The sequence below is a fragment of the Ruegeria sp. ABM4_193 genome (assembly GCF_056158705.1).
In genome coordinates this window covers 1611170-1627930 of sequence record NZ_JBSWTT010000001.1, presented here as the reverse complement: position 1 = coordinate 1627930, position 16761 = coordinate 1611170, and the positions used below count along the sequence as shown (strand labels likewise).

The 16761-nt window shown below is 57.7% G+C and carries 21 protein-coding genes and 1 tRNA gene; 12 read left to right on the top strand and 10 right to left on the bottom strand.

The window, feature by feature from the left end; translation table 11 throughout:
• The first annotated feature begins 127 nt into the window (after positions 1-127).
• The gene (gene chrA / locus ACXADZ_RS08180; RefSeq protein WP_171090187.1) at positions 128-1393 is read left to right on the top strand and encodes a chromate efflux transporter; all 1266 of its coding nucleotides are present in this window, start codon (positions 128-130) and stop codon (positions 1391-1393) included.
• A gap of 76 nt (positions 1394-1469) precedes the next feature.
• Complete coding sequence (locus ACXADZ_RS08175; RefSeq protein WP_171090189.1) at positions 1470-1928, top strand: SspB family protein; 459 nt, start codon at positions 1470-1472, stop codon at positions 1926-1928.
• A gap of 26 nt (positions 1929-1954) precedes the next feature.
• On the opposite strand, the gene ACXADZ_RS08170 is transcribed toward ACXADZ_RS08175, so the two are convergent.
• Positions 1955-2518, bottom strand: coding sequence for a hypothetical protein (locus ACXADZ_RS08170; RefSeq protein WP_475194779.1), 564 nt, complete (start codon positions 2516-2518; stop codon positions 1955-1957).
• A gap of 207 nt (positions 2519-2725) precedes the next feature.
• Between ACXADZ_RS08170 and fumC the strand changes: the two genes are divergently transcribed.
• From fumC to ACXADZ_RS08155, 3 genes are read left to right on the top strand one after another with little or no spacing between them, the layout of a single operon-like run.
• Positions 2726-4120 carry a class II fumarate hydratase gene (fumC, locus tag ACXADZ_RS08165; protein WP_475194772.1) on the top strand — a complete coding sequence of 465 codons (1395 nt, stop codon included), beginning with the start codon at positions 2726-2728 and terminating at the stop codon, positions 4118-4120.
• On the top strand, positions 4120-4296 hold the full coding sequence (locus tag ACXADZ_RS08160) for a DUF4169 family protein (RefSeq protein WP_475194766.1): 177 nt from the start codon (positions 4120-4122) through the stop codon (positions 4294-4296). Before fumC ends, ACXADZ_RS08160 begins: the two co-directional genes overlap by 1 nt.
• The gene (locus ACXADZ_RS08155; protein WP_171090196.1) at positions 4293-4514 is read left to right on the top strand and encodes a ribbon-helix-helix domain-containing protein; all 222 of its coding nucleotides are present in this window, start codon (positions 4293-4295) and stop codon (positions 4512-4514) included. The genes ACXADZ_RS08160 and ACXADZ_RS08155 overlap by 4 nt, the downstream gene beginning before the upstream one ends.
• On the opposite strand, the gene ACXADZ_RS08150 is transcribed toward ACXADZ_RS08155, so the two are convergent.
• Positions 4499-4810: a hypothetical protein gene (locus ACXADZ_RS08150; RefSeq protein WP_475194757.1), complete on the bottom strand. Its 312-nt coding sequence runs from the start codon at positions 4808-4810 to the stop codon at positions 4499-4501. The two genes, ACXADZ_RS08155 and ACXADZ_RS08150, sit on opposite strands and share 16 nt — an antisense overlap.
• Positions 4801-4886: transfer RNA gene (locus ACXADZ_RS08145), tRNA-Leu, on the bottom strand. Before ACXADZ_RS08145 ends, ACXADZ_RS08150 begins: the two co-directional genes overlap by 10 nt.
• A 147-nt stretch (positions 4887-5033) precedes the next feature.
• Between ACXADZ_RS08145 and ACXADZ_RS08140 the strand changes: the two genes are divergently transcribed.
• Positions 5034-5612 carry a YqaA family protein gene (locus ACXADZ_RS08140; RefSeq protein WP_475194753.1) on the top strand — a complete coding sequence of 193 codons (579 nt, stop codon included), beginning with the start codon at positions 5034-5036 and terminating at the stop codon, positions 5610-5612.
• Positions 5609-6076 carry a disulfide bond formation protein B gene (locus tag ACXADZ_RS08135; RefSeq protein ID WP_475194748.1) on the top strand — a complete coding sequence of 156 codons (468 nt, stop codon included), beginning with the start codon at positions 5609-5611 and terminating at the stop codon, positions 6074-6076. The genes ACXADZ_RS08140 and ACXADZ_RS08135 overlap by 4 nt, the downstream gene beginning before the upstream one ends.
• Here the strand turns inward: ACXADZ_RS08135 and ACXADZ_RS08130 are convergent.
• Positions 6073-6660 carry an HNH endonuclease gene (locus tag ACXADZ_RS08130; protein ID WP_171090203.1) on the bottom strand — a complete coding sequence of 196 codons (588 nt, stop codon included), beginning with the start codon at positions 6658-6660 and terminating at the stop codon, positions 6073-6075. The genes ACXADZ_RS08135 and ACXADZ_RS08130 overlap by 4 nt on opposite strands.
• 213 nt (positions 6661-6873) lie before the next feature.
• Here ACXADZ_RS08130 and ACXADZ_RS08125 point away from each other — a divergent pair, with 213 nt between their 5' ends.
• Together ACXADZ_RS08125 and ACXADZ_RS08120 are read left to right on the top strand one after the other, a co-directional pair.
• Positions 6874-7479, top strand: coding sequence for an rRNA large subunit pseudouridine synthase E (locus ACXADZ_RS08125; protein ID WP_475198529.1), 606 nt, complete (start codon positions 6874-6876; stop codon positions 7477-7479).
• A 32-nt stretch (positions 7480-7511) separates the two neighbouring features.
• Complete coding sequence (locus ACXADZ_RS08120) at positions 7512-7937, top strand: VOC family protein (RefSeq protein WP_475194739.1); 426 nt, start codon at positions 7512-7514, stop codon at positions 7935-7937.
• 45 nt (positions 7938-7982) lie between these two features.
• Here ACXADZ_RS08120 and ACXADZ_RS08115 read toward each other — a convergent pair whose 3' ends face one another.
• Entirely contained in the window at positions 7983-8648 is a 666-nt protein-coding gene (locus ACXADZ_RS08115) for an alpha/beta hydrolase (RefSeq protein ID WP_171183335.1), read from the bottom strand.
• On the bottom strand, positions 8645-9277 hold the full coding sequence (locus ACXADZ_RS08110) for a DNA-3-methyladenine glycosylase family protein (RefSeq protein ID WP_171091163.1): 633 nt from the start codon (positions 9275-9277) through the stop codon (positions 8645-8647). Before ACXADZ_RS08110 ends, ACXADZ_RS08115 begins: the two co-directional genes overlap by 4 nt.
• 97 nt (positions 9278-9374) lie before the next feature.
• Between ACXADZ_RS08110 and ACXADZ_RS08105 the strand changes: the two genes are divergently transcribed.
• Positions 9375-10601, top strand: a complete 1227-nt coding sequence (locus ACXADZ_RS08105; protein ID WP_475194731.1) for an MFS transporter — start codon at positions 9375-9377, stop codon at positions 10599-10601.
• On the opposite strand, the gene ACXADZ_RS08100 is transcribed toward ACXADZ_RS08105, so the two are convergent.
• The 3 genes from ACXADZ_RS08100 to cysS are packed head-to-tail and all read right to left on the bottom strand — an operon-like array spanning position 10602 to position 14412.
• Complete coding sequence (locus tag ACXADZ_RS08100; RefSeq protein WP_475198525.1) at positions 10602-11378, bottom strand: squalene/phytoene synthase family protein; 777 nt, start codon at positions 11376-11378, stop codon at positions 10602-10604. It lies immediately after the preceding gene.
• A gap of 2 nt (positions 11379-11380) precedes the next feature.
• Positions 11381-13015, bottom strand: coding sequence for a citramalate synthase (gene cimA / locus ACXADZ_RS08095; protein ID WP_475194725.1), 1635 nt, complete (start codon positions 13013-13015; stop codon positions 11381-11383).
• Positions 13015-14412 (bottom strand): cysteine--tRNA ligase, encoded by a 1398-nt coding sequence (cysS, locus tag ACXADZ_RS08090; RefSeq protein WP_475194719.1) that lies wholly within the window; start codon positions 14410-14412, stop codon positions 13015-13017. The genes cimA and cysS overlap by 1 nt, the downstream gene beginning before the upstream one ends.
• Positions 14413-14630: 218 nt before the next feature.
• On the opposite strand from cysS, the gene ACXADZ_RS08085 reads away from it, so the two are divergent.
• Complete coding sequence (locus tag ACXADZ_RS08085; RefSeq protein WP_475198523.1) at positions 14631-14975, top strand: MmcQ/YjbR family DNA-binding protein; 345 nt, start codon at positions 14631-14633, stop codon at positions 14973-14975.
• A 57-nt stretch (positions 14976-15032) separates the two neighbouring features.
• Positions 15033-16220: a pyridoxal phosphate-dependent aminotransferase gene (locus ACXADZ_RS08080; RefSeq protein ID WP_475194714.1), complete on the top strand. Its 1188-nt coding sequence runs from the start codon at positions 15033-15035 to the stop codon at positions 16218-16220.
• A 3-nt stretch (positions 16221-16223) separates the two neighbouring features.
• Here the strand turns inward: ACXADZ_RS08080 and ACXADZ_RS08075 are convergent, their stop codons facing one another.
• On the bottom strand, positions 16224-16754 hold the full coding sequence (locus ACXADZ_RS08075) for an outer membrane protein (protein ID WP_475194709.1): 531 nt from the start codon (positions 16752-16754) through the stop codon (positions 16224-16226).
• Positions 16755-16761 lie beyond the last annotated feature (7 nt).

Genomic DNA, 16761 nt, shown 5'->3' with positions numbered 1-16761 from the left:
TTTCGGGACTTGCAGGATTAAATGTTGTGACTTGGCCACCCGACATTGAACAGCAAGTGTTAGTGCTTTTGGCTGCCTTCGACACTTCCAAATTCTGGAACCAGTCTGAGCTTTTGGGCCATACAGCATGAGCGGTTCCGTGACGCCCTCGGTCCCAGAGCTAATTCGCGTCTTTGGCAGGATCGGGTTGCTGTCCTTTGGCGGACCAGCGGCGCAGATATCTCTGATGCATCAGGAACTGGTCGAACGCAGACCATGGCTGGATGAGCAAACCTACCTGCGTGCCTTGTCACTGTGCATGTTGCTGCCGGGTCCAGAAGCCATGCAATTGGCCACTTACGCCGGATGGCGTTTGCGCGGGGTTTCCGGGGGGCTGATCGCTGGCAGCTTGTTTGTCTTGCCCGGCGCAATAGTCATCGCTGTTTTGGTCGCGCTCTACTCTGCGTTTGGAGACCTTCCATTGGTGCAATCGGCCTTCATCGGCGTCAAGGCAACAGTCATCGTGATTGTCTTGCAAGCGCTGCGCAACCTTTCGCGCAAAGCTTTGACGGACAAAGACCACTACGTCGTCGCCGCACTCTCATTCCTTAGCATTTTCCTGCTGAACCTCCCCTTCCCGCTGATCATCTTTGCGGCCGCATTTTGGGGATACGCGACTTTCCGAGGCCCGACGGAACCATATGAGCCGAACCAGCCGTCGCACCTGAAGCCTTCCCTGCGAACCATCGCTGTTTGGTTGCCTCTTTGGCTTGGTCCCTTGGTTGCATTGACCATAAGCGGACACCAACTGCTGAGCGATTTGGGTTGGTTTTTCGCACGGCTGGCCGTCGTCACATTTGGTGGTGCTTATGCTGTACTCGCCTATATGACCCAGACGGTTGTGGATCAGTATCACTGGATCAGCACTGACCAGATGATCGACGGATTGGGCCTTGCGGAAACCACACCCGGCCCTTTGATTCTGGTCACTCAGTTTGTCGCAATGCTTGCGGGAGAGTTGAGCGGAGGCTTTGGCCTGGCTTTGGCGGCCGGCGCGGTCGCTCTTTGGGCAACTTTTGTGCCGTGCTTCCTGTGGATCTTCCTGGCCGCCCCGTACCTTGACCGGCTGGCTGCGCGACCGCGCCTGTCGGCCGCCCTTCACAGCATCACCGCTGCTGTTGTCGGAGTGATTCTCAACCTTTCCGTGTGGTTTGCCCTGAACGTTCTATTCGAATCAGTTCCCCACATATCCTGGGGCCCACTGGCAATACCCACGCCGCAACTTTCGCAAATGGATTTCACCGCTTTGGGTTTGACTATTCTGGCTGGGGCCTTGATTTTTAGACTGAAATTGGGGATGGGCACCGTGTTGGCCCTGATGTCTGTCGCCGGGCTGGCCGCACACACTATATGATCAATCCGGCCATACCTGCCCTTTCGTTTCCGAACAAAAGCCCTATGCTGGGCATAACCAGTTTTGAGGATCACACATGTCGCAAGGCATCGATTACGGCAACCTGATGCACTCCGCCATGCGCGGGCTCATTAAGAAAGTGCTGACGGATGTTTCCGAAACCGGCTTACCCGGGGCGCATCATTTCTTTATCACCTTCGACACGCGCGAGGACGGTGTAGACATCGCCGACTGGTTGCGTGAACGGTATCCGGAAGAAATGACAATCGTCATGCAGCACTGGTTCGAAAACCTTGAAGTTGGCGAATCCGGTTTTGCCATAACGCTGAATTTCGGCGACGCGCCTGAACCGCTCTACATCCCCTATGCCGCGATCAAGACCTTCGTGGATCCGTCTGTTGAATTTGGCCTGCGCTTTGAAAGCCCCGAGGGTGAGTTAGACGATGATCATATCATGGAAGAGTCGATAGAAGTCGAAGAAGAAGAGCCACATCACGACGCAGACGTGGTTTCACTCGACAGTTTCCGGAAATAACCACATCAACCCCGCCGCGCGCGGGGTTATTTCTTTTGCAGAAATGTTTCGACTGACCGGGATTTTACACCGTCTATGAAACGCGAAAAGGACAGGTTCAGCCCGCCTTCTGCAAGCGTTCGATCAAATTGCTGCAGTTCGTACCCGCCATCCTGATCGATGAACAAAGAAAACACGGTCATCGTATCCCCCACAATTCGACCCCAGACAAACGGTTCCCCTTTCATCGGGTCCAACGGCACTTCGTGGCCAAAGACATTGCGCTTCATTGCGGCCGAAAACAAATCCCCGCGGCCCGAGGGCACAAAGTCGATAGAAAACTTCTGTTCCTTGACGCGCCCGTCCAACTTGTAGGTCGTGGTCCGCCAACTGACATTGAACCCATTTTGGGTTTCAGCAATGGAAACGCTCATGTCCCGAGGGGTTGAGGTGCCATCAGCATCCACGACGTTAGCAGACCCGATATAATCCCCCACAAAAGGTGCAATGTCCTGAGCCCGTGCAGAATCGCTGAAAACGGACAGCCACAATGCGCAAATGGCAAAGATCGTGACGGCTTTTGCAAGCGCAAGACGATGGAAATTTGGCATTTTGTCCTCCACGGCGTTCACCTTCTTATTGTAGCTCACAGAGACCCACGCACAATGGCACTTTCCCCGCCTTTCTTAAGTAAAGTGACGCACCCCGCCACCTATACCTTTGCGACGCCTCTGGCTAAGGTGCGCGCAACTGGCCGATTGCGTCACGGCTTTGCTGCGGCTAAACGGCATACAACTGCATACCAGACGGAGTGACAGATGTCTCAGACCCGCACCGAATCCGACAGCTTTGGCCCGCTTGAGGTTCCTGCCGACAAATACTGGGGCGCGCAGACGCAGCGCTCGATCATGAATTTTCCCATTGGTTGGGAAAAACAGCCCGTCGCCATCGTCCGCGCGCTGGGCGTGATCAAAAAAGCCTGCGCAATGCAGAACAAGGTCACCGGCAAACTGGATGCAAAAATTGCCGACGCGATCATTCAAGCCGCTGGTGAAGTGATCGAGGGCAAGTTTGATGACAACTTCCCACTGGTTGTCTGGCAGACCGGCTCGGGCACGCAGTCGAACATGAACTCGAACGAGGTCATCGCAAACCGCGCCATCGAAATCCTGGGTGGTGTGATTGGTTCAAAAGACCCGGTGCATCCGAACGACCACTGTAACATGGGTCAGTCTTCGAACGACACCTTCCCTACCGCCATGCATGTGGCCACCGCGACCAGCGTGCGTGACGTGCTGCTTCCGGGTCTTGAAAAACTGGCCGCAGGGCTGGAACAGAAGGCCGAAGAGTTCAAAGACATCATCAAGATCGGTCGGACGCACACGCAGGACGCAACACCTCTGACGCTAGGACAGGAATTCAGCGGTTACGCCCACCAGATTCGCCAGGGTATTGCCCGTGTTCATGCAGCCATGCCTGGGATTTACGAGCTAGCGCAAGGCGGTACCGCAGTTGGTACAGGGCTTAACACCCAACACGGCTGGGGCGAGGCTGTCGCAGGTCATATGGCCGATATCACCGGCCTGCCCTTCGTCACTGCGCCGAACAAGTTCGAGGCGCTTGCCGCCCATGACGCGATGGTCTTCCTGTCAGGCGCTTTGGCGACGATTGCCGGCAGTTGCTACAAGATCGCCAACGACATTCGTTTCCTGGGCTCGGGCCCACGGTCGGGTCTGGGCGAACTTATTCTGCCCGAGAACGAGCCAGGTTCGTCGATCATGCCCGGCAAGGTGAACCCCACGCAGGCCGAAGCGTTGACCCAGGTCGCCGCCCACGTGATGGGCAACAACGCCGCGATGACTTTCGCAGGCAGCCAGGGTCATTTCGAGCTGAACGTTTACAACCCGATGATGTCTTACAACCTGCTGCAGTCAATCCAGCTGTTGGGCGATGCTTCTGACAGCTTTACTGAGCGGATGCTGATGGGCATCAAGGCCAACGAACCGCGCATCGACAAGCTGATGAAGGAATCACTGATGTTGGTCACAGCGCTGGCGCCAACTATCGGTTACGACAACGCCACAACAGTTGCCAAGACGGCGCATAAGAATGGCACAACCCTCAAGGAAGAGGCCGTCGCGCTGGGCTTTGTGGACGAAGCAACCTTTGACGCCGTCGTCCGCCCCGAGCAGATGATTGGTCCAAAAGACTGATGGGCAAGCCGGTTAACCTGAACCGGTATCGTAAAGAAAAAGCGCGGGCTGAAAAGAAAGCCCGCGCGGATCAGAATGCTGTCGCATTCGGCCGCACCAAGGCCGACAAAGAAATCGCCAAGTTTGAACAGGACAAGCTGAAGCGTGACCTCGACAAGCGCGAGTTAGACGAATGAGCGGCCGCCCGATCAAGCGTTCTCTGACTCTCAAGGGGCACCGAACATCCGTGTCGCTTGAAGATGAATTCTGGCGAGCTTTCCGCGACATAGCGGCTGAAAAAAGACTTCCGATCAATGTTTTGGCCGCAGAAATTGATGTTGAGCGCGATCCTGAAACTGGCCTTGCATCGGCCATTCGTGTGTTTGTTCTGAAATGGTATCAGAACAAGGTTTGAGGCATATGCCCGGCTTCGCGTTTGGCCATGAAGTAAAAAACTTGCGATGAACAATTGAAGCGCAGCGCCGTAATTGTTTCCCATTTACCCAGACTCGTTTTCTTGGACCGCTCAGTTTTCAGGCGTTGTAGAAAACCACGCCAGATCGTCGCCGTTTCGTTTTTGCATCCAAGTATTCGCAAGGCGGAATAATCGCGCGTCTCAAGGCTGCGGCAACAAAAGCTACGACAATACAGCAACGCAACCATCTGATCGCGAAAGACAAATAGCAGGATAAAAGAAGATGTGGTGCCCAAGGAGAGACTCGAACTCTCACGCCCGTGAAGGCGGGGGATTTTGAATCCCCTGCGTCTACCATTCCGCCACTTGGGCCACGGACACTGGATTAGCGCCCATGCGCAGGAAGGTCCAGAGGCAAAAAACATCCCACATTCCATTTGTTTCAATCTGGGCGGTTGACGGTCCGTCAGGTGCATGGTTTGCCTTCTTGGGGCCGCAAACGGGATTTGAGTACTGTATATGTTACGATCGCTTTATGACTGGACCATTCGTCTGGCCGAACACCCTCATGCCCTGTGGGCCTTGGCCATTGTCGCCTTCATCGAAAGCTCGTTTTTTCCGATTCCCCCTGACGTCCTGATGATTCCGATGATTCTGGCCCGCCCGTCACGCGCCTGGTTGATTGCAACCGTTGCGCTGGTGGCTTCGGTTTTAGGCGGGATGCTGGGTTATGCGATTGGCGCGTTCTTCTATGAAAGCATCGGTCAGCCCATTCTGGAATCCATGGGCAAAGCGCACGCGATGGAAGAATTCAACACCCGATTCAACGATTTCGGGTTCTGGGCTGTGCTGGCCGCGGGTGTGACGCCCTTCCCCTACAAGGTCATCACCATCATGTCCGGCTGGACCGGAATGCCGCTGGGCACATTCATCGCCACATCGATTCTGGCGCGTGCCATGCAATTCTTTCTGGTTGCCGGCCTGCTTTGGGGCTTCGGCGAGCCGATCCGGGACTTTATCGAAAAGCGTCTGGGCCTTATGTTCACGCTGTTCATCATCCTTCTTTTTGGCGGGTTCGTGGCGGTTAAATATCTATGACAAAAAAATCCGTACTTGTGGCCCTCGCCACGATTGGCTCAGCAGCCCTGCTATTGGGCGCGTGGGGATTTCAGTATTTGGGCGGGCTTGCACCCTGCAAAATGTGCGTCTGGCAGCGTTACCCCCATGCGGTGGCTGTTGTGATTGGCGTGGCGGCGCTGGCCTTGCCAAGATTTGGTATCCTGCCGCTGCTGGGCGCAGCAGCTGCTGCAACAACGGGTGCCATCGGGGCCTTTCATGCCGGTGTTGAGCAAGGCTGGTGGGAAGGCCCCAGCACATGTACGTCGGGCGATATCAGCGGACTGAGCAACGACGATCTGTTCGATCAGATCATGAACGCGCCACTGGTGCGCTGTGACGAAATCCCGTGGGAGATGCTCGGCATCTCGATGGCAGGCTGGAATGCCATCGCCTCGGCAGTGCTGATGCTGATCTGGATCGCGGCCTGGCGGGCGCGCGCTTAAAACTCGTCCAGTTCCGCATCCCAATACAGGAAGTCGATCCAGCTTTCGTGCAGATGGTTCGGCGGGAATTTCCGCCCGATATTGCGCAACGCCTCGGCGTCAGGTTGACGTGGCGGCTTGCGCAATGTCATCCCCGCCTGACGCAGCGATTTGGACCCTTTACGCAGGTTGCAGGGGCTACAGGCCGCCACTACGTTCTGCCAGCTGGTCACGCCGCCTGCCGCGCGAGGGACCACGTGGTCAAAAGTCAGGTTATCGCGGCTGCCGCAGTACTGGCAGCGGAATTCATCCCGCAAAAATAAATTAAAGCGCGTGAAGGCCACGCGCTTTCTGGGTTTTACATAGTCTTTCAATACAACGACCGAGGGTATTCGGATCTCGGTGCTCGGGCTTCGGACGACCTCGTCATATTCGGCCACGATGTCGACCCGATCCAGCCAAGCCGCTTTGATCGCCTCTTGCCAGGGCCACAAGGACAGCGGGTAGTAGGACAAGGGGCGGTAATCGGCGTTCAAAACCAAGGCCGGGTGTTGTTTGAGCATACCCGGCTCTCTTACAAATTCGGTCCTGAAATCTCCGTCCATCACAGAATCGCTCCTCGCTCTCAGCTGCCCGTTTGTGACACCAGAGCGGGGAGCACCCGCCCCGGCCTTAAGATAACTATATATCGTGTTAAAACTCTGACAAGCCCTGAGTTTCCACAATATGTCGCAGACTGGGTAAGCCGAATCTGTGACAGGTACGTGACACTTATCCACAGCTTGCGTCGGGTGCGTCCTTCGGGCTATGCGCTGGTCATGTCCTGGTTCATTCGCTTCAACAAACCGTATGACGTGCTGCCGCAGTTCACCGACCGCGCCAATGCCGAAAGCCCGCGTAGCACGCTGTCTGATTTCATCGACCTGCCCGGCGTTTATCCCGCTGGTCGTTTGGATCGTGACAGCGAAGGTTTGATGCTGCTGACCGATCACGGAAAACTGCAAGCCCAGATATCTGATCCAAAGCACAAGATGGCAAAGACCTATTGGGTTCAGGTCGAGGGCAACCCTGATGAGGCAGCTTTAAAAGCGCTGCGCAACGGGGTTGAGTTGAAGGATGGTCTGACGCGCCCTGCAAAGGTACGGCAGATTGATGAGCCCGAGGGGCTCTGGCCTCGCATTCCACCTATCCGAGAGCGTAAAAGCGTTCCCGACAGTTGGCTGGAACTGACTATCCGCGAGGGAAAGAACCGGCAGGTGCGGCGGATGACGGCCGCGGTGGGTCTGCCTACCCTACGCCTGATCCGCTATCGCGTCGGAGACTGGACCCTGGATGACTTAGAGCCCGGTCAATGGGACAGCCTGCCGATGCCGACGCTGAATGCCGCACCTCAGCGCAAACGAGACCGTCGCCCGCGCCGGTGACAAAACCTGCCCTGCTCTGATACAGTTGGGGCATGAAACTCACGCCAGATATACCTACCCCTTCTGCCATTCTGGAGGCGGCGCTTTACGCAGACAATCTGGATGCTGCGGAACAGTTTTACGGCGAGGTTCTGAACCTTGAGCGGATTCAGCGTGTCGACAATCGCCATGTTTTCTTTCGCATTGGCGGGTCGGTCCTGCTGATCTTTAACCCCGACCAAACAGAACAGCCGCCTCTAAACCCTGATATGCCTGTCCCACCTCATGGTGCGCGCGGCCCCGGCCATGTGTGTCTTGTATTGTCACGCGATGAGATTGCGGCCATGCGCAAACACCTGCTGGATTGGAACATCCCCGTGGACGCCGAATTTGACTGGCCCAGCGGTGCACGGTCTTTGTACGTGCGTGACCCGGCTGGAAACTCAGTCGAGTTTGCCGAAGCACATCTTTGGTCTTGATCTGGTGCGGAACGCTTGGACGTTCCGCTGATCTGATTTCAAAGGCTACAAACTCAGCTTGTCGCGCATGAAGGCCAGCGCGACACTCAGCCCGTCCGGGGCAATGCCATGGCCGGTACCTTTCATGACATGCGCGTAGACCTCTTTGAAATCGGCAGCCTGCAGGGCTTCGGCGGCCTCGGGCAGCGATTGTGGCGGCACGACATCATCCGCATCGCCATGCACCAGCAGGACCGGCATCCGGCTGACAGTTTCGTCGGGCAAAAGATCAGGTTCCAGCAACCGGCCAGAAAAGGCGACGATGCCCGCAACCGGGTCCTCGCGGCGTGGTGCAACATGCAGGCTCATCATCGTGCCCTGGCTGAAGCCAAACAGCACAACCTGCTCGGGCAGCACATCTTCGTCCACCATTAGGGCGTCCAGAAAAGCGTTGAAGTCTTCAACTGCCATTTCCATGCCACGGCGCGCTTCTTCTTCGGACGAGCCGTCAATCCACGGAATCGGGAACCACTGAAACCCATTTGGCATTCCCGGAATCTGCTCGGGCGCATCAGGGGCCACAAACAGTGTGTCAGGCAGATGCTCGCCCAGCGGATCGGCCAACCCCAACAGGTCAGCGCCATTTGCGCCATAGCCATGCACGAACACCACGACTGATCGCGTGTCACCCGAAACAGGCTCTTTCCTCAGCGCATTCAAAACCCGTGTCATCTGATCCCTTCTCTTTGTTTATCAACCCGGTAATAGGCCCACAGAACCCGCGCCGCAACCGACCGCCAGGGTGACCACGCTTCGGCCATTTGGCGCAGTTCCTTGTCCGTCGGGCGTTTGGGCAGGTCATAGAGGACACGCGCGGCTTCTTGCAGCGCCAGATCGCCGGGTGCGATCACGTCGGCGCGGCCCAGGGAAAACATTGCATAGATCTCGGCCGTCCAGACGCCGATGCCGGACACTTGTGTCAAAGTTTCAACAACCTCGGCGTCAGACGCTTCGCGCAACGATTTGAAGTCAATACGCGCCTCAGCCAGCGCCCTTGCATAGCGGATCTTTTGGCGGCTCAAGCCCGCAGCACGCAGATCCTCATCCGTGGCCCACATGATCTTGCGCGGACCGGTCAGTTTCGCATCCTGCAACCGTTTCCAGATCGCACGCGCCGATGCCACGCTGACCTGCTGGCTGACAATTGCGCTGAGCAGTTGCGCAAAGCCATCCGGACGGCGGCGCAGGGGCAAAGGGCCAGTCTGTTCGATCGCATACGCCATGCGCGGGCAGGCTTGAGCCAACCATTCGGCCCCTTCTGCCACGCAATCGTTGGTTTCGATAATACGACCTACGGACATGCGACCTCCCTGCTCGGCGTTCATCGGCACGTTAGGCGCATGTTCCGCAGATGCAAGTCGCTTGTGCCCCAAACGCTTAGCCGATAACCATTCGCCCATGACAATGACCTCAACAGCTCCAGATGACCGTCGGGCCAAGCGTAACGTGGCCGTTTTGGTGGCCGCACAGGCTGTTCTGGGCGCACAAATGCCGATGATGTTCATTGTCGGCGGGCTGGCAGGCCAGTCCCTGGCCTCGAACCCGTGCCTGGCGACATTGCCCATTTCCCTGATTGTTCTGGGATCCATGCTGGCGGCCACGCCGATCTCAGCCATAATGCAGCGTTGGGGCCGGCGCGCGGGGTTCCTTGTCGGTGCAACTGCGGGCGCATTGGGGGGGCTTGTGGGCGCGTATGGCCTGTTCCTTGGGTCTTTCCCTGTCTTTCTTGTGGGCAGTCTGCTGACTGGCATCTACATGAGCGCTCACGGGTTCTATCGTTTCGCCGCTGCGGACACAGCGTCGGACGCCTATCGCCCCAAGGCTATCTCCTATGTCATGGCCGGTGGCTTGGCTGCGGCGATCATTGGTCCGCAAATCGTGAAACTCACCTCTCAGGCCTATGTCATCCCGTTTCTCGGCACCTATCTGGCTGTGATCGGGATCAACGTTCTGGGCTCTGCCCTGTTCTTCTTTCTCGACATCCCAACGCCGCCAAAACCCACTGAGAACGAACCCAAAGGACGTTCTCGGCTTGAGTTGTTGAAAACGCCGCGTATCGCTGTGGCGATTATCTGTGCGATGGTGTCTTACGCCCTGATAAATCTTGTGATGACCTCGACCCCGCTGGCCGTCGTTGGGTGTGGATTCTCGGCCAACGACGCAGCGGATATCGTTACAAGCCATGTGTTGGCCATGTACATCCCAAGTTTCTTTACCGGTCATCTGATCGCCCGTTTCGGGGTTGAGAAGATCGTGGCGCTGGGCCTTGCGATTTTGGCAAGCGCCGGGGTTGTTGCCTTGCAAGGGGTTGAACTTGGGAACTTCTTCCTCGCGCTGGTTCTTCTGGGCGTCGGTTGGAACTTTGGCTTCATCGGCGCAACCACGATGCTGGCAAACTCGCATGACCCGCAAGAGCGTGGCCGGATGCAGGGCCTGAACGACCTGCTGGTTTTCGGAGGTGTCACATTGGCTTCGCTGGCCTCAGGCGGGTTGATGAACTGTTCGGGCGGCTCTGCGATCGAAGGCTGGACGGCCGTGAATCTGGCTATGGTGCCACTTCTCACGCTGGCGGGCGGCGCGTTGCTGTGGCTGGTGCTGCGTCCCGCCGACCCGGAACGGGCCTGATCACCAGCGCCCGCTGCTGACCGTCCACATCAGGGACAGGCGTTGCCGCATTTCGCCCGGTATCAAAGTGCCAGCGGCAACACGCTCAGGCCGCGCAACGGCCTGCTTCAATACCCAGTCCGCCTGCCACCCGGCAGAAAGCGCAGGACGGGCTTCGGCAGAAATCGCAGCCCGGTTTGCCCTTGCCTTGTTCAATCGCCCCAGCGCAGATTGCGCAAGGGCACGCACCCCATCAGGAGTGCCATCCAACAAGGGAATCCGCCCCCTGTTTTCCAGTTCAGGGATCGCGCGAAGCCAGTTTGCAACACCGACCGCATAACCAAAGTCGCGCAAAACATCCTCATCCGCCATTCCAAGCGCCTGAGCTGAAGCCACAAACAACGACCCGGCGCTGTGGTTGATATAGGCGTCAAAGTGCTCCTGATCCTCAAACGGATCCCGATAAATATCCCAACGCCTTACGGCTACGTATTCATCCAGAACACCGGCAAGATGCGGCGACAGCACACGAGACAAAGGTGTTACCACTTCATGCCGTCGAACGGTGCCACCTTCGGCAATTTCCTGTAGGGCATCGCGCCACCATTGCAGCCGCATCTCGGCTATCATCGGTTCCTGTGTGACCCAGGGCGCGCGCGCCACTTCGACATTCAGTGCATAAATCGGGAACAGAACGGCGCGGGCCGCCACCGGGGCTGCCATTGCGGCACGGAATCGGTCAGGATCAGCCCGTTGTACCAGCGCGGCACAGGCTTTGACGTCGTCGTCAAAGACCACGCTCACTCAGCCGCTGCCTTCTGCGGGTCGCAATCACGCACCAGTTTCCACTGGATCGCATCCAGCAAAGCTTCGAACGATGCGTCGACTATGTTTGCGCTGACGCCCACAGTGGACCAACGCCGCCCCTGCCCGTCTTCGCTGTCGATGATGACGCGCGTAACCGCTTCGGTCCCGCCTTGTGTGATCCGCACCTTGAAGTCGACCAACCGCATATCTGACAGGACTTGCGAATACCGCCCCAAATCCTTGGCCAAGGCTTTGGACAGAGCGTTCACCGGTCCCCGGTCGCTGCCAGAATCATCCATGGATTCGCTGACGGACAGTTTCTTTTCGCCATCCACTTTCACAACAACAACGGCCTCGGACAGACTGACCATCTTGTTGTACTTGTTCTTCCGCCGTTCAACCGTGACCTTGTAGCGTTTGACTTCAAAGAAATCGGGAAGTTGTCCCAGCTCGTCCCGCGCCAACAGTTCGAAACTGGCTTGCGCGGTGTCATAGGAATACCCATCCGCCTCGCGCGTTTTGATCCGTTCAAGGATCCGACCGAGCGCGGGATCACCCGCCTCAACACTCAGCCCAGCTTCGGTCAGACGTTTGCGCAGGTTCGACTGCCCGGCCTGGTTCGACATCGGAATGATGCGTGAGTTGCCCACACTTGCAGGCTCGACATGTTCGTAGGTCGACGGATCCTTGAGGATCGCACTGGCATGCAGCCCGGCCTTATGCGCAAAGGCAGACGCCCCCACATAGGCCGCCTGCTTGCTGGGAACCCGGTTCAGAACGTCATCCAGCATCCGGCTGATGCGGGTCAACCCCGCCAATGCATCCAGACTGACGCCGGTCTCAAACTGAGAAGCATAGGGTTCCTTCAGCAACAGCGTCGGAATCAAAGCCGTCAGGTTGGCATTGCCACAACGCTCTCCTAAGCCGTTCAGCGTTCCCTGAATTTGCCGCGCGCCTGCTTCGACCGCAGCAAGGGAACAAGCCACCGCGTTCTCGGTATCATTATGGGTGTGTATACCCAACCGATCACCGGGCAGCCCTGCCGAGATCACTTCTGACACAATCCGTCCGACCTCGGACGGCAAAGCACCACCATTGGTGTCGCACAGCACTACCCACCGTGCGCCCGCGTCCAGCGCGGCGCGACAGACCGCGACCGCATAATCAGGATTGTCCTTGTAGCCATCAAAGAAATGCTCGGCATCGAACAGCGCTTCGCGACCCTGTGCCACGATATGTGCAACCGAGGCGCGGACGTTCTCGACATTGTCCTCAAGCGAGATCCCCAACGCATGGGTCACGTGATAATCATGCGACTTGCCCACCAGACAGACGGCCTGCGTACCCGCGTTCATCACGGCTGCAAGCACATCGTCATTCTCGGCTGAGCGCCCTGCCCGCTTGGTCATACCAAACGCCGTCAAACGGGCCGAGGTCTTTGGCGCAGCTTCGAAAAACGCGCTGTCGGTTGGGTTAGCACCGGGCCAGCCACCTTCGATGTAATCCACACCCAAAGCGTCCAACGCCTGCGCGATCTGCACCTTTTCGGCGGTCGAGAACTGAACGCCCTGCGTTTGTTGCCCATCGCGCAGGGTGGTGTCGTAGAGGTAGAGGCGTTCTTTGGACATCAAACCTCCTCCAGTTTGGAGGCATCGAACCCCGCACCGGGCACCAGTTCCACACCTTCCTTGCTCATGCGTACTTCAAGCCCTGCGGCAACATATGCGGCCTTGAGGCGGTCAACTTCCGAGAAATCCTTGTTCTGCATGGCGGTCGCCCTTGCGTTGGCCAAACGGTCAGCATGTGCAGTCAAGTCAACAGATGCCGTGTCCGCCCACGCGCCCATCTCCGGCAGCAACAGCCCCAGCAACTGCGCGCTCGCCAACAGACCCGCTGCGTCACCGTCCGAGGCAAGACGGTACAGCTCGGTCATGGCACCTGCTGTGTTAAGATCATCGCTCAGCGCTGCGATCACCTCAGGTGCCGCGCTGGCGGCGGGCTCGACGCCCGCTGTCAGCGCCCGCCACTTGCGCAACGTCGTTTCGGCTTCTCGCGCCTTTTTCTCGGTCCAGTCCATCGGCTTGCGGTAATGGGTCTGCAGGAACACAAACCGGATCACCTCACCCGGCACGCCTTGCTCCAACAGATCGTGCACGGTGAAGAAATTGCCCAGCGATTTGGACATTTTCTTACCTTCGACCTGCAGCATCTCATTGTGCAGCCAGTAGCGCGCAAACTCACCTTCCGGGTGCGCGCAGCAGCTTTGCGCGATCTCGTTCTCGTGGTGCGGGAACATCAGGTCGTTGCCGCCGCCGTGAATGTCAAAGCTCTCGCCCAGCAGCTCATAGCTCATGGCCGAGCATTCGATATGCCAGCCCGGACGCCCCCGCCCCCACGGGCTGTCCCAACCCGGCAGTTCGTCGGTCGAGGGTTTCCACAACACGAAATCCATCGGGTTCTTCTTGTAGGGTGCCACCTCGACCCGCGCGCCTGCGATCATGTCATCGACCGAACGGCCCGACAGCTTGCCATAGCCCTCTTTCCAACTGTCGACAGCAAACAGGGCATGGCCTTCGGCGGCATAGGCATGGCCCTTTGCGATCAGCCCCTCGATCATCACAATCATCTGGTCGATGTATTGGGTCGCCCGCGGCATCTCGTTGGGTTCAAGAGTTCCCAAAGCGCCCATGTCGTGCAGATACCAGCCGATGGTCTCATCGGAACGCTCCTGCACCAACTGCTCTAACGTGCCTTCCGCGCCCGCCTGTTTACGCGCCAGCGCGGTGGCGTTGATCTTGTCGTCCACGTCAGTGAAATTGCGCACATAGGTCACGTGATCCGCGCCATAAACATGGCGCAGCAGACGATACAGCACGTCAAACACCACCACTGGGCGGGCGTTGCCCAGATGCGCGCGGTCATAGACTGTCGGACCACAGACATACATCCGCACATTTTCGGGGTCGATCGGAGCGAAGTCTTCCTTCGTCCGCGTCCGTGTGTTGTGCAGCTTGATCGTCGTCATCGGTCGTGCTCCTCAGAAACAGCATGTGCTTGCGCGTTGGCGCGGGCTTAGCAACTTGTCTCAGGGATGAAAACGAAAGAAACCGGCCCGCTTGATAAATCAGCAGGTAATGCAGCAGATAATGATGCAGGTCACCGGGTTCATGTGCATCGGTTAGCACGGGATCAGGTTCAAGCCAAGCATTGAGTTTGCGCACCCCCTCGGGCACAGTCCCCGATATGGACCGCGACTACATCAACTCCATTTGCCAAGAGTTCCCAGGGGCCGAGCTTTCTGACCCGTGGGGCGGCGGCCACGATGCATGGAAAGTTGGTGGCAAGATGTTCGCCTGTATTGGCATCGCAAATGATGGGGTGTCCGTGAAAACCCCGGACGTGGAAACGGCTCAGATGGTCATCGACGCTGGTGTCGGCGTAAAAGCCCCATACTTTCATCGCAGTTGGGTCCGCCTTCCGTTCGATGCAGAGGCTGAGGAACTCCGGCATCGACTGACTGTTTCTTACGACCTTGTCCGCGCATCCCTGACGAAAAAGCTGAAGGCGACCTTGCCGCCGCGAAGCTGATTGACAAAGGCGTGCCGCTCTGCCCCATTCAGCGAAAGGCAATCCGGGAGCGGTCCAATGAACCTGTCAAAACGCATCACGCAGATCACCGGCGGTGGCAGCGACGGCTGGGACGTGTTTTATCGCGCCCGAAGGATGCTGAGCGAAGGTCAGGCCGTCACCGAGTTGACGATTGGTGAACATGACATTCGGACCGATCCATCGATCCTACATGCGATGGATCTTTCTGCCCGTGAAGGGCACACCGGCTATGCCATGGTGCCCGGCACGGATCTTTTACGCGATACGGTCGCTGCACGTGTGCAAACGCATACGGGTGTACCCACAACGCGCAACAATGTTCTGATCACCCCCGGTGGGCAATCAGCCTTGTTTGCAGCCCATATGGCTGTCTGTGATCCGGGCGATGTAGGCCTGTTCCTCGATCCCTACTACGCCACGTACCCGGGCACGATTCGCGGGGTCGGAGCGGTTGCCCGCGCGGTTCAGACCGCGGCAGAAGATGCCTTTCAACCCAGCGCCGAAAGGATTGATTCTGCTGCTGACGGTGCCGTTTCGCTTTTGATCAATACACCCAACAACCCAACCGGAGTTGTCTATTCCCGTCAGTCACTTGAAGCAGTCGCAGAAGTTTGCCAGCGGCGTGGACTTTGGCTGATTTCAGATGAGGTCTATGACACGCAAGTCTGGGAAGGCGAACACCTGTCGCCGCGCGCGTTGCCCGGCATGAAGGAACGGACGCTGGTTGTAGGGTCCATGTCCAAATCTCATGCCATGACGGGGTCGCGTTGTGGCTGGATCGTCGGTCCAGAAGAAGTCATCACCCATCTGATCAATCTGGCCACCCACACGACCTACGGCGTGCCGGGCTTCATTCAGGACGCGTCGAGTTTTGCGCTGACCGCAGGGTCCGAGTTGGAGGAGAAGATCGCCGCCCCGTTCCGCCGACGGCGGTCGATGGCGATGAAGATACTTCAGACGCAGGACACCGTTGGCCTGGTGCCGGCGCAAGGTGCGATGTACCTGATGCTGGACGTGCGCAAGACCGGATTGTCAGGGGAAGGGTTTGCCAACGCTCTGCTCAATTCGCACGCCATTGCCGTCATGCCGGGCGAAAGCTTTGGGGCGGCCGCCGCTGGGCACATTCGGGTGGCCATGACGGTTGATGATGATCGTTTTGCGAGTGCCCTGAGAACGCTATGTTCATTTGCCGAACAGCTCGCAAAGCGCCACGCAGCTGAATAGAGTTCAAAAGCGGAACGTGGTGCGCAGGTTGAAAACGTTGGAATCCAGACGGCCATTGGACCGGGTGACATCGTCGAAATCCTGACGCAGCGCCTCGCCGCTGATAACAAAATTCTCGCCGATCGGATAGGCAACGCCAATGCCGTAAACGGCTGCTGTGTCGTTATCGACCGAGGTTTCGGCGCGCGCCGCGCCAACAACCACATACCCAAGGGCGCTGCCGAAATCGTATCCACCGCGCAGCTTCAGACGAGTCATGCTGTCCAGGCTACCCTGGGTTGACCCTAAATCCAGAGAGAGGCGGTTGTATTCAAACTCGCCCCCCAGCACAAAGTTGCCAAAGTCCTGATCATACCCGATATGCGCCCCAAAAACGGTATCGTCACCGCTGGCACCCCCCGGTCCGTCCGCATCTGCATATCCAAAGCTGAGGCCGACATACCCACCTGTCCAATCCTCGGCCGATACCGGGCTTGCGCTTGCGATGAAGGTCGCAGCAAACAGGACAGAAAGAGATTTTGCACACGGGTTCAAAGCTATG